We start from the raw sequence: 12,022 nt of genomic DNA on the forward strand, positions 1-12,022 counted from the left end.
TAGCTGCTGAGGATTCCCTTTAACTGGGCGTCCTCCAGAAAAAGTGTGTTGTTAAATTCGCCAGTAATCACCTCTGGACTCATATAGTTAGCTAGCTAATAATTAGCGCCTGCCAACCATCCTATATTGCATCTATCGTTATTGCGTCCCCCCAGAAGAGTTTCCTGCGTGCCCATTACCTTCCAGGCCTTGTTCGCCCCCGACCGCCTCGCTGTGCAGTTCGCCATCAAAACCGTACTCGGTGGTGGACTGGCGCTATGGTTGGCATTGCGCTGGGGCCTGGAGCAGCCGTCATGGGCCCTGATGACCGCGTTCATCGTGGCTCAGCCGTTGTCCGGGATGGTCGTGCAAAAAGGCTTGGCGCGATTGCTCGGTACCTTGGTGGGCACGGTCATGTCGGTGGTGTTCATGGGCTTGTTCGCCCAGGCGCCGTGGTTGTTCCTTCTAGCCCTGGCGCTATGGCTGGGGTTGTGCACCGCCTGTTCCACACTGCTGCGCAGTGCCTGGTCCTATTCATTCGTGTTGGCTGGCTACACGGTGGCGATCATCGCCTTGCCGGCCATTTCCCATCCGTTGGGCGTGTTCGATCAGGCGGTGGCGCGCTGTACCGAAATCAGCCTGGGGATTGTCTGCGCCACGGCGGCCAGTGCCTTGCTCTGGCCGTTGCGGGTCGAGCGGCAATTGGCCGGTCAGGCCCGGGCCGCCTGGCAGAGCGGCATGCAGGCGGCCCGGGCCACCCTGGCCGGCGATGCCCAGGCCCGTAAAGGGTTGCTGGAAATCCTTGGCAAGATCGTCGCGGTGGATGCCCAGCGCGAACACGCCTGGTTCGAAGGCCGCCTTGGCCGGCAGCGGGCCCGGGCCATCAGCGGCTTGAGCCAGAAACTGCTCATGCTGTTGCGCCTTTCCCGTTCGGTGCGTCGGCAATGGCAACAGCTCGAACCCCAGGAAGCCGAGGCTCTGCAGCCGTGGATGAACGAGGTGCGCCAGGCCCTCGACGCCGACAGCACGACTCTGCAAGCCTTGCGCCCCCGGGTATGGGATGCGTCTCACGATCCACAGATCAGCTCGGCGCAAAGTTACTGCCTGGCCCGTTTCGCGTTGTTGATCGATACCGCCCTGGCCGCCTGCGCCGCGCTGACGGCCGTACAAGAGGGCAGGGAGGCGACGGATCCACCGCGAACCTTGACGCCTCATCGTGATCTGTCCCTGGCCATGGTGTTCGGTGCCCGTAGTGCCTTGGCGTTCCTGGCGGTGGCCTGTTTCTGGCTGGCGACCGCCTGGCCCGCCGCCTCGGGCGCGCTGGTGCTCACCTGCGTGGTGTGCAGCCTGTTCGCCAGTCGCGAAAACGGCGCGCAGATTGGTATGAGCTTCCTGCGGGGCATCCTGTTGGCGGTGCCGACGGCGTTTGTAATTGGCGAAGTCGTGCTGCCGCAGTGGAGCAGCTTCGCGATGCTCTGCATGGCCATGGGTGTGCCGTTGTTTTTCGGGGCGCTGGGGATGGCCAAGCCGCAGATATTCGCCACGGCCACGTCGTTCTGCCTGCATTTCGTGGTGCTGGTGTCGCCGCTCAACACCATGAAGTACGACGTCGCGGCTTTCTTCAACAACGCCCAGGCGATGATGATCGGCGTCGGTGCGGCGGTGCTGGCATTCAATCTGCTGATTCTGCGCGACCCGGCCTGGCACAGCCGTCGCTTGCTGGCCGCGACCCTCCACGATCTGGTGCGCCTGACCCGGCGCAATCTGCGTGGCGCCGAGAGTTGGTTCGGAGGGCGCATGGCTGACCGGCTGTTGCAACTGGCGCGGCACTATCCCGAGCTGCCGGTACCGGCGCGCAGCCGTTGGGATGATGGATTGCTGGGCTTGGACATGGGCGATGAGCTGCTGCATTTGCGTCTGAGCCTGGCCGTCGCCCAAGTGCCCGACAACCTGGCCCAGCGCCGTTATTTCGACACGTTGGAACAGGTGCTCGAACGCGGTCCGGTCGGTAGGCAGGCCGATGCGCTGGCCCCGGCGAGCGCCGAGTTCCTGAAGGTGTTGTCGATGCAGCCGCCCGGGGATGCGTTGAAGTTGGCCCAGGGCGCAGTGGTGCAATTGCAGAACAGTTGGCGCGCCTGGTGCCGCCAGCACGAACCTGAACGACAGGAGCACAGCCATGGGCTTGCGTGAGTGGTCGATCGGCGGGGTGTTGCTCAGCCCGTTCCTGATTTATGTGGTGCTGGCCTTGTTGGTCACCGGTGCGTTGCGCCTGTTGCTCAGCCTGGTACCGGCCGGGCGCTGGATCTGGCATGAAGCCTTGTTCGACTGCGCCCTTTATGTCTGTGTCCTGACTGTTATTACCGTGGTCCTCGGGCCGCTATAGGAGTTGAACATGCGTACCTCCGTACGTGTCGCCGTCACGCTGGGCGTGGTGGTCGTGGCGATCTTCGCCGGGTTTCATTTGTGGCAGTACTACATGCTCACGCCCTGGACCCGCGATGCGCGGATCCGCGCCGACGTGGTGGTGATCGCGCCCGACGTGTCGGGTTGGGTGCGCGAGCTCAAGGCTGTGGATAACCAGGCGGTCAAGGCCGGTGATTTATTACTGAGCATCGACCGCGAGCGTTTCGAGGCCGCGGTGGAGAAAGCGCGGGCGGTGGTCCAGACCCGTCAGCAGCAATTGAGTCTGCGCGAGCACGAAGCCAGTCGCCGCGCGGCCCTGGGGCCCCAGGCCATCAGTGCCGAGCTGCGGGAGAATGCCCAGATCAACGCGGGCATCGCCCGGGGCGAACTGCGTGAAGCCCAGGCCGAGGCCAAGGTTGCCGAACTCAACCTGGCCCGCAGCCAAGTGCTGGCCCCACGCAGTGGCCACATTACCAACCTGCGCCTGGCCGAAGGCAATTACGTGAACGCTGGGCAGCCGGTCATGGCGCTGATTGACGATTCGACGTTTTATGTGCAGGCCTATTTCGAAGAAACCAAGCTACCGAGGATTCGCGTAGGCGATTCGGTCAAGGTCTGGCTGATGAGCGCCGACCATGCGCTGGAGGGCCATGTCGAAAGCATCAGCCGCGGTATCACCGACCGCAACACCAACCCCGATGCGCAGTTACTGGCCGAGGTTGAGCCGACCTTCAACTGGGTGCGCCTGGCCCAACGAATTCCGGTGCGGATCAAACTGGACAAGATCCCGGAGGGCGTGAATCTGAGCGCCGGGATGACGGCGAGTGTGCAGGTGCGCGAAGACCAGCAGTAATTTTGTGGCGAGGGGATTTATCCCCGCTGGGACGCGAAGCGCCCCCAACACTGCCAACTCAATCCACCAGACATATGGCGTTTTCAGGGTTTAGGGCTGCTTCGCAGCCCAGCGGGGATAAATCCCCTCACCACAGGTCACTCACCCTGGATGCATGTGAATCAACCAACAGTAATCGGCGGCAGCGTCGGCAACGTCACGGTCTGTTGCTTGCGCGGTGCGAGGATTTCGGCTTCGCCGTCCACCACCAGCTCATCGCGCTGATTGAACACGCGCGTGGCGATGCGTACGCGAAACTTCGGCAGTTTTTCCAGGATTTCCAGGCGTACGGTCAGGGTGTCGCCAATTTTCACCGGCTTCTGGAAGCTCATCTGCTGGCCGATGTAAATGGTGCCCGGCCCAGGCAGCTCGCAGGCTACCGCCGCGCTGATCAGCGCACCGCTGAACATGCCATGGGCAATGCGCTCCTTGAACATGCTCGCCGCGGCGAATTCGGCGTCCAGGTGCACCGGGTTATGGTCGCCCGACATCGCAGCGAACAACTGGATGTCGCGCTCTTCGACGGTCTTGCTGTAGCTGGCGGTCTGGCCGACTTCGAGGGCTTCGTACGGGATGTTGGTAACCTGGGTCATCTGTCTCAAATCCTGTGAGGGTAAAGGAAAACGCTGAATACCTACTCGCTTCGTGGCGGTCGCTTGTGGCTCAGGGCCTGGGCAATCCAGCCCAGGACGTCGGCCGTCACTTCGTCGCGGTTGGTCTCGTTGAACAGTTCGTGCCGGGCCTGTGGGTAAATCGTCAATTGCAGATGCCGGCTGCCGGCCTCGCGCAGGGCGTCGGCCAGATCTTTCAGACGCTTGCCTTCGCTCACCGGATCACATTCGCCGCCGATTATCAGCAATGGCAGGCCCGGATCGATCTGGGCGAGATTGGACGCTTTGCTGATTTGCTGCAAGCCACCGAGCAGGTCGACCCACAGCTGATTGGTGCAGCGAAAGCCACACAATGGGTCGTGAACGTATTTGTCGACTTCGCTCGGGTCACGGCTGAGCCAGTCGAAGGGCGTGCGTGTCGGTTTGAATTTCTTGTTGAAACTGCCGAACGACAGCCACTCGATCAAGGCGCTGCGCCCCCTGGCGCCCTGGCGTCGGCGCTCGAAGCGGGCGATCAGGCGGGCGGTGCGATAGAGCGCCACCGGTTGATAATTCGAGCCGCTGAGAATCGCACCGTGCAGGCTGGCGCTGTGATGCAGCAGGTAACCCTGGGCGATGTAGCTGCCCATGCTATGGCCCAGCAGCACAATCGGGGTATCGGGATGTTGCTGGCCAATGTGTTGGTTGAGGCTGGCCAGGTCGCCGACCACCTTGGTCCAACCATCCCCGTCGGCAAAGTGGCCGAGAATCGCTTCTTCGCCGGTTTTGCCATGGCCGCGCAGGTCCGGCGCGTAGACACCATAACCTGCATCGCACAGCGCCTGGGCCAGGCGCGCGTAGCGGCCGCTGTGTTCGGCCATGCCATGGGCCAGCATGATGAGCGCTTCAGGCTCGGCTTCGGGCAACCACTGATTGACGAACAGGCGGCTGTGGTCGGTCGCGGTCAGCCAGAATGACTGGTGGATCATGGCGTTTCCTTTGCGCAGGGTTGCTGCATTGTATAGCGCATCCGTTGCGTCTCGCCTGATCAGCCTATGCTGTGGCAGGAAGATTCACACAATCTATGACGCAGGTCGCCATATTTGCCTGATTGGCCATAGCTGCTAGTGTCCCAAGAGCTCCGCCTCTGCAAGCAACACAGAAGCGGCCCGGATACGCTCAGGTAAAGAGGACAAAAACAATGCAGCCTGATTTCTGGAATGACAAACGCCCGACCGGCGTGCCCTCGGAAATAGACCTGGGGGCCTATAAGTCGGTAGTCGAGGTGTTCGAACGTTCCTGTAAGAAGTTTGCCGACCGTCCGGCGTTCAGCAACATGGGGGTGACCCTCACGTATGCCGAGGTCGAACGCTATAGCGCGGCCTTTGCTGGCTATCTGCAAGCCCACACCGACCTGGTCCCCGGTGATCGTATCGCGGTGCAGATGCCCAATGTCCTGCAATACCCGATTGCCGTGTTCGGTGCCTTGCGCGCCGGGCTGATCGTGGTCAACACCAATCCGTTGTACACCCCGCGGGAAATGCGTCATCAGTTCAAGGATTCCGGTGCCCGGGCGCTGGTGTACATGAACCTGTTCGGGCAGAAAGTCCAGGAAGTGCTGCCCGACACGGATCTGCAATACCTGATCGAAGCAAAAATGGGCGACCTGATGCCCACCGCCAAGGGCTGGCTGGTGAATACGGTGATCAGCAAGGTCAAGAAGATGGTCCCGGACTATTCGTTGCCCCAGGCCGTTTCATTCAAGAGCGCCTTGCGCCTGGGCCGGGGCCATGGCATCAAGCCGCTGAAGGTCAGTCTCGATGACATCGCGGTGCTGCAATACACCGGCGGCACCACCGGGTTGGCGAAGGGCGCGATGCTGACCCATGGCAACCTGGTCGCCAACATGCAACAGACCCGGGCGTGCCTGGGCCAGGTCGGTGACGACGGTCATCCATTGTTGCGCGAAGGCCAGGAGGTGATGATCGCGCCGCTGCCGCTGTACCACATCTATGCTTTCACGGCGAACTGCATGTGCATGATGGTCACCGGCAACCACAACGTGCTGATCACCAACCCGCGGGACATCGCAGGTTTTATCAAGGAACTGAAGAACTGGCGGTTCTCGTTGTTGCTGGGGCTAAACACCTTGTTCGTGGCGTTGATGGACCATCCGGATTTCAAGACCCTGGACTTCTCCAACCTCAAGGTCACCAATTCCGGCGGTACCGCGCTGGTCAAGGCCACCGCCGAGCGTTGGGAGCAGATCACCGGTTGCGGCATCACCGAAGGCTACGGCCTGACCGAAACCTCGCCTGTGGCCTGCGCCAATCCGTATGGCGGCAAGTCTCGGTTGGGTACGGTGGGGTTGCCGGTGCCGGGGACGCTCATGAAAGTGATCAGCGATGACGGCGTCGAGCAACCCTTCGGCGAGCGCGGCGAGCTATGCATCAAGGGGCCGCAGATCATGAAAGGTTATTGGAACAAACCTGAAGCCACGGCCGAAGTGTTGGACAGCGAAGGCTGGTTCAAATCCGGGGATATCGCGGTGATCGACCCGGACGGTTTCGTGCGCATCGTCGACCGCAAGAAAGACATGATCATTGTCTCGGGTTTCAATGTGTACCCCAACGAGATCGAAGACGTGGTGATGGCTCACCCGAAAGTCGCCAGTTGCGCGGTGATCGGTGTGCCGGACGAGCGTTCGGGGGAGGCGGTGAAGTTGTTCGTGGTGGCGCGGGAAACCGGGGTCAGCCTTGAAGAACTCAAGGCCTACTGCAAGGAGAATTTCACCGGCTACAAGATACCCAAGCACATCGTGTTGCGAGATTCTCTGCCAATGACGCCGGTGGGCAAAATTCTGCGGCGGGAGTTACGGGATATCGCCTGAGGCGCCTGCCTCATGGAAACCCTGTGGGAGTGAGCTTGCTCGCGATTGCGGTAGGTCAGAGACAGAGATGTTGGCTGATACACCGCCATCGCGAGCAAGCTCGCTCCCACAGTTTTTTATGTATTGGGGCCCATTACCCAGGGCTTAGAATTTTTACTCTAAAAATGACCATAAAATATTCATGGGTCATGTTTGTGACTGTAGGGCCTTATTTTGGCTCTAGGCGACCCTTGGCAAAGCTGCTACTCTCGGCGCGCTTTTGTGACTTCTCGGCCTTCATTCAAGCCAGATTCACCAATAAACACACCAATAATAATCGCATCAAATGCGGTGAGAATTCGCGTTGCTGAGGAGTGGGCTTCCATGATTGAAGACTTTTGGAAGGATAAGTACCCAGCTGGGATTGCTGCCGACATCAATCCAGATGAGTATCCGAATATTCAGGCGGTGTTGAAGCAGTCCTGCCAACGCTTCGCCGACAAGCCGGCATTCAGCAACCTCGGCAAGACAATCACCTACGGTGAACTCTACGAATTGTCCGGTGCCTTTGCCGCGTATCTGCAACAGCATACCGATTTGCAACCGGGCGATCGAATCGCCGTGCAATTGCCCAACGTTCTCCAGTACCCGGTGGCCGTGTTCGGTGCGATCCGTGCCGGTCTCATCGTGGTCAACACCAACCCGCTGTACACCGCGCGGGAAATGGAGCACCAGTTCAACGATTCCGGCGCCAAGGCGCTGGTGTGCCTGGCGAACATGGCGCACCTGGCCGAGACCGTGGTACCCAAGACCAGCGTCAAGCATGTCATTGTCACTGAAGTCGCCGACCTGCTGCCGCCGCTCAAGCGTCTGTTGATCAACAGCGTGATCAGGTACGTCAAGAAGATGGTCCCGGCCTATCACTTGCCCAAGGCCATCAAGTTCAACGATGTGCTGAGCAAGGGCCACGGCCAGCCGGTCAGCGAAGCCAACCCCACCAGCGATGATGTGGCCGTGTTGCAATACACCGGCGGCACCACCGGCGTGGCCAAGGGTGCGATGCTCACCCACCGCAACCTGGTGGCGAACATGCTGCAGTGCAAGGCGCTGATGGGCTCCAACCTCAATGAAGGTTGCGAAGTGCTGATCACGCCACTGCCGCTGTATCACATCTATGCCTTCACCTTCCATTGCATGGCGATGATGCTGATCGGCAACCACAACATCCTGATCAGCAACCCGCGTGATCTCTCGGCGATGGTCAAGGAACTGTCGAAGTGGAAGTTCAGTGGTTTCGTCGGCCTCAATACGCTGTTCGTGGCCCTGTGCAACAACGAAGCCTTCCGCAAGCTGGATTTCTCGGCCCTGAAAGTTACCTTGTCCGGCGGCATGGCCCTGCAACTGGCGGCAGCCGAGCGCTGGAAGGCGGTAACCGGTTGCCCGATCTGCGAAGGCTATGGCATGACCGAGACCAGTCCGGTGGCCACCGTGAACCCGATCCAGAACATCCAGATCGGCACCATCGGCATCCCCGTTCCGTCGACGCTGTGCAAGGTGATCAACGATGCGGGCGTCGAACTGCCATTAGGCGAAATCGGTGAACTGTGCGTGAAAGGTCCGCAGGTCATGAAGGGCTACTGGCAGCGCCAGGACGCCACCGATGAGATCCTCGACAGCGACGGCTGGCTCAAGACCGGCGATATCGCGGTGATCCAGCCGGACGGCTACATGCGCATTGTCGATCGCAAGAAAGACATGATCCTGATCTCCGGTTTCAACGTGTACCCCAACGAACTGGAAGACGTGCTGGCAACGTTGCCAGGCGTGCTGCAATGCGCGGCCATCGGCGTACCGGACGAGAAGTCCGGCGAGGCGATCAAGATCTTCATCGTCGCCCGGCCGGGTGTCACGCTCACCAAGGAACAGGTGATGGAGCATATGCGTGCCAACGTCACTGGCTACAAGGTGCCCAAGGCGGTGGAGTTCCGCGACGCGTTGCCGACCACCAACGTGGGCAAGATCCTGCGGCGCGAGTTGCGTGACGAAGAACTCAGGAAGCTGGGGCTGAAGAAGTAAAAGTCTTGTAGACAAAAAGCCCCGCAGAAGCGGGGCTTTTTGTTGGGCGATGACCTGAAGCGAGAGCGCCTTTGTGGCGAGGGGATTTATCCCCGCTGGGTTGCGCAGCAAGCCCCTGAGTTCTGCCTGACACATCGGCAGTAGCTGATGAATCGTGGGGGCTGCTTCGCAGCCCAACGGGGATAAATCCCCTCGCCACAATCAGCTCCTCGCAAATTTTTCGGGTCCGGTTACAACCTGAACTGCGCAAAATCCAGGTTGGTGCCACCTGGCCGCATGTCCTGCAGGTAAGAGTCCTTGTCGGCGCTCAGTTCCAGGCTCAGGGCGGCCTTGCGCTTGCCCTGGTTGCGCACTTCCAGGCCTTCCAGTTTCTCGCGCAGGAATACCGTTGGCACTTTCAGGTGCAACAGTTCATCGGTGGTCGGCGTGTGCAACAGCAGGTGGATCCATTCGTATTGACCGATGGCCAGGCGCGCCACGGGGATATCGAACCAGAAGATGTTGCGGTTACGGTTCAATTCGCTGAAATGGCAGTTATTGACGCCCAGTACGGCGCCGCCCAGTTCCTGGTTTCTGCGGGCAATGGCCTGCTTTTTATCGAGTTTCATAACGTTCCTACCGGATTGGAGCTTCGGGCCGCAGCCTGAATACGTGGCGCATTCTCGGGGGTTGATCGACAAACATAAAGTGCAACCTGCATTCGACGATGAAATGTGCCGCAGAAAAAATGAAACTCCCCGCAAACCGCCTCGGTCAACCCTTATGTAATGACTTTTCGTACAGTTGTTCACAGGAGAGACACCATGGGTAGCACGAGCGATAAAGTGAAGGGCGTTGCCAACGAAGCCGTCGGCAACATCAAGCAAGGCGTCGGCAAAGCCACCGACAATGACCGCATGCGCGCCGAGGGTGTGGTCCAGGAGAAAAAAGGTGAGGCCCAGCAAACCCTGGGCAAGGCCAAGGATGCAGTCAAGAAAGGCGTCGACGAGGCATAACCGGCCTGGTGAAAAGCGTTTGTAACGGCCATCCGCGGGTGGCCGTTTTCATGTCGGCTCGAACTTGCACCGGGGAAATTGCTCCAAAGTCACCAAACAGGCTACTTTGTTGTACATAACGGCCCTTGAGTCGCCAGGCGACCCCCTTTTTTTGCGGCGAAAGGAGACGCACATGATGTTCCCGGCCTTGAAAGGCTTGCCTTTGCATCGTGTGATGATGCGCACCGTGACCGAGTTTCTCGACGACGAGATGTCAACCTACGCCTCGGCATTGGCTTACCAGATGCTGTTTTCGCTGTTCCCCTTCATCCTGTTCCTGATCGCGCTGATTGGCTTTCTGCACCTGCCGGACTTCTTCTCCTGGTTGCGCCTGCAATCGGAGCTGGTGCTGCCGCCCCAGGCCCTGGAACAGGTCAACCCGGTGATTGACCAGCTCCAGCAATCCAAGGGCGGGTTGTTGTCGGTGGGTATCGTCATTGCGTTATGGACCGCTTCCGCCGGTGTCCGGTTGATGATGAGCGCGATGAACGCCGCCTATGATGTGGTCGAGGGCCGTCCGGCCTGGAAGCGTTTTCCACTGTCGATTTTCTACACCATCGGCATTGCCGGCATGCTGCTGGCCGCCGCGGCACTGATGGTGCTTGGGCCACAGGTGATGGCTTGGATCGCGGCCCAGGTCGGGCTGGAGGAGTTCATCGTCACCCTCTGGACCATCGTGCGCTGGCCGGTGATCGTGTTTCTATTGATGGTCGCCGTGGCGCTGATCTATTACGTGATGCCTGACGTGAAACAAGAGTTTCGCTTCATCACGCCGGGATCGGTGCTGGCGGTGGTGGTGTGGATTATCGCGTCATTGGGCTTCGCGTTTTACGTCAAGACCTTTGCCAACTACAACGCCATGTATGGCAGTATCGGCGCGATCATTGTGTTGCTGCTGTATTTCTATATTTCCGCGGCGGTGCTATTGCTTGGTGCGGAAATGAATGCGGTGATCGAACACATGTCCACCGAGGGCAAGGACCGCGGCGAAAAGGTCGCCGGTGAGCACGAAAAGCAGCATGTGTCGGGCCTTGGGCGCGACCATTCCATTCCTCATACCCACACTGACGAAGCCCGATCATGATTCGCGACATCCTGAAAATGGGCGATGAACGCCTGCTGCGCATCGCCCCGCCAGTGCCCGTCGAAATGTTCGACAGCCCGCAGCTGTGGCAACTGATCGACGACATGTTCCAGACCATGGAAAGCGTCGGCGGTGTCGGTCTGGCGGCGCCGCAGATCGGCGTTGACCTGCAGCTGGTGATCTTCGGTTTCGAGCACAGCGAACGCTACCCCGATGCCGAGGCAGTGCCCCAGACGATCTTGATCAACCCGTTGATCACCCCGCTGGGTCCCCTGATGGAAGAGGGCTTCGAAGGCTGTCTGTCGGTGCCAGGCCTGCGCGGGGCGGTCGATCGCTACCAGCACATTCGCTATGAAGGCTTCGATCCCAAGGGCGAGCCGATCGTGCGTTACGCGTCGGGCTTTCATGCGCGGGTGGTGCAGCATGAATGCGATCACCTGATCGGGCGCTTATACCCGTCGCGCATCACTGATTTCAGCAAGTTCGGCTTTACCGAAGTGATGTTTCCCGATCTGGATCCGGCAGCGGACGACTGATCGCCGGACACAAAACCTTGTGGGAGCGGGCTTGCTCGCGAAAGCGGTAGGTCAGCTTGCATGGATGTTGAATGTGCCGCCGTCTTCGCGAGCAAGCCCGCTCCCACATGAGATCTGTATTGCATTCAGGACAGGGTATTTAGCTCCCACCCCATCGCAATCATCGGCTTGCTGCGGGCATACCGGCTCAGGCGCTCAGCCATCGCATAAGGCAGCTCGGGATCGCAGCTGAAGCCGCGCCGTTCATAAAAGCCGCGCAAGTCCGGGTGGCAGAACAGCCACACCGGCCCTTCAATACCTCTCACCGCTTCAGCGATCAACCGCGCCGCGATTCCTTGTACGCGGTATGCCGGATCGACAAACAACCCCGTCAACCAATGCCCACCCGACACCGGCCGCAGGCACAGCGCAGCGACGATTTCATCCCGACGTGCCACCCACAGCTGAGCTTCACGTACCGCTTTCATCGAGGATTGCTGGGCGCGATAGAACTTGTTCATCAGCGGCCACAGCGGTTCTTCGAGCTGTGTGTAGTGGATTTCGGACATGGCGGGGTCGC

12 protein-coding genes are annotated in these 12,022 nt (G+C 59.9%); 8 read left to right on the forward strand and 4 right to left on the reverse strand.

All coding sequences use genetic code 11. From position 1 onward, the window contains the following. Positions 1 to 168 precede the first annotated feature (168 nt). From LOY70_RS06760 to LOY70_RS06770, 3 genes are read left to right on the forward strand one after another with little or no spacing between them, the layout of a single operon-like run. Complete coding sequence (locus LOY70_RS06760) at positions 169 to 2,169, forward strand: FUSC family protein (RefSeq protein ID WP_265034861.1); 2,001 nt, start codon at positions 169 to 171, stop codon at positions 2,167 to 2,169. Continuing rightward, entirely contained in the window at positions 2,156 to 2,362 is a 207-nt protein-coding gene (locus tag LOY70_RS06765; RefSeq protein WP_003198565.1) for a DUF1656 domain-containing protein, read from the forward strand. The genes LOY70_RS06760 and LOY70_RS06765 overlap by 14 nt, the downstream gene beginning before the upstream one ends. 9 nt (positions 2,363 to 2,371) lie before the next feature. Continuing rightward, a complete protein-coding gene (locus LOY70_RS06770; RefSeq protein ID WP_265034868.1) occupies positions 2,372 to 3,235 on the forward strand; it encodes an HlyD family secretion protein in 864 nt (287 codons plus the stop codon). A gap of 161 nt (positions 3,236 to 3,396) precedes the next feature. On the opposite strand, the gene LOY70_RS06775 is transcribed toward LOY70_RS06770, so the two are convergent. Both LOY70_RS06775 and LOY70_RS06780 read right to left on the reverse strand, forming a co-directional pair. Further along, complete coding sequence (locus LOY70_RS06775) at positions 3,397 to 3,867, reverse strand: MaoC family dehydratase (protein ID WP_186635354.1); 471 nt, start codon at positions 3,865 to 3,867, stop codon at positions 3,397 to 3,399. A 41-nt stretch (positions 3,868 to 3,908) separates the two neighbouring features. After that, on the reverse strand, positions 3,909 to 4,853 hold the full coding sequence (locus LOY70_RS06780; protein ID WP_265034872.1) for an alpha/beta hydrolase: 945 nt from the start codon (positions 4,851 to 4,853) through the stop codon (positions 3,909 to 3,911). Positions 4,854 to 5,065: 212 nt separating this feature from the next. On the opposite strand from LOY70_RS06780, the gene fadD2 reads away from it, so the two are divergent. Further along, positions 5,066 to 6,754, forward strand: coding sequence for a long-chain-fatty-acid--CoA ligase FadD2 (gene fadD2 / locus LOY70_RS06785; RefSeq protein WP_265034874.1), 1,689 nt, complete (start codon positions 5,066 to 5,068; stop codon positions 6,752 to 6,754). 363 nt (positions 6,755 to 7,117) lie between these two features. Next, positions 7,118 to 8,809, forward strand: coding sequence for a long-chain-fatty-acid--CoA ligase FadD1 (gene fadD1 / locus LOY70_RS06790; RefSeq protein ID WP_265034875.1), 1,692 nt, complete (start codon positions 7,118 to 7,120; stop codon positions 8,807 to 8,809). A gap of 230 nt (positions 8,810 to 9,039) precedes the next feature. Here the strand turns inward: fadD1 and LOY70_RS06795 are convergent, their stop codons facing one another. Continuing rightward, the gene (locus tag LOY70_RS06795; protein ID WP_123342396.1) at positions 9,040 to 9,417 is read right to left on the reverse strand and encodes a hypothetical protein; all 378 of its coding nucleotides are present in this window, start codon (positions 9,415 to 9,417) and stop codon (positions 9,040 to 9,042) included. Between the two features lie 195 nt (positions 9,418 to 9,612). Here LOY70_RS06795 and LOY70_RS06800 point away from each other — a divergent pair, with 195 nt between their 5' ends. The 3 genes from LOY70_RS06800 to def all read left to right on the forward strand — a co-directional run bounded on the left by LOY70_RS06800 (position 9,613) and on the right by def (position 11,463). Beyond that, positions 9,613 to 9,804: a CsbD family protein gene (locus LOY70_RS06800; protein ID WP_123417224.1), complete on the forward strand. Its 192-nt coding sequence runs from the start codon at positions 9,613 to 9,615 to the stop codon at positions 9,802 to 9,804. A 172-nt stretch (positions 9,805 to 9,976) separates the two neighbouring features. After that, positions 9,977 to 10,927: a YihY/virulence factor BrkB family protein gene (locus tag LOY70_RS06805; RefSeq protein ID WP_123417223.1), complete on the forward strand. Its 951-nt coding sequence runs from the start codon at positions 9,977 to 9,979 to the stop codon at positions 10,925 to 10,927. Further along, positions 10,924 to 11,463: a peptide deformylase gene (gene def / locus LOY70_RS06810; RefSeq protein ID WP_265034880.1), complete on the forward strand. Its 540-nt coding sequence runs from the start codon at positions 10,924 to 10,926 to the stop codon at positions 11,461 to 11,463. The genes LOY70_RS06805 and def overlap by 4 nt, the downstream gene beginning before the upstream one ends. A 125-nt stretch (positions 11,464 to 11,588) precedes the next feature. On the opposite strand, the gene LOY70_RS06815 is transcribed toward def, so the two are convergent. Beyond that, positions 11,589 to 12,011 (reverse strand): GNAT family N-acetyltransferase, encoded by a 423-nt coding sequence (locus LOY70_RS06815; protein WP_265034882.1) that lies wholly within the window; start codon positions 12,009 to 12,011, stop codon positions 11,589 to 11,591. Positions 12,012 to 12,022 lie beyond the last annotated feature (11 nt).

Source organism: Pseudomonas sp. B21-054 (assembly GCF_026016345.1).
Taxonomy (GTDB): Bacteria; Pseudomonadota; Gammaproteobacteria; order Pseudomonadales; family Pseudomonadaceae; genus Aquipseudomonas.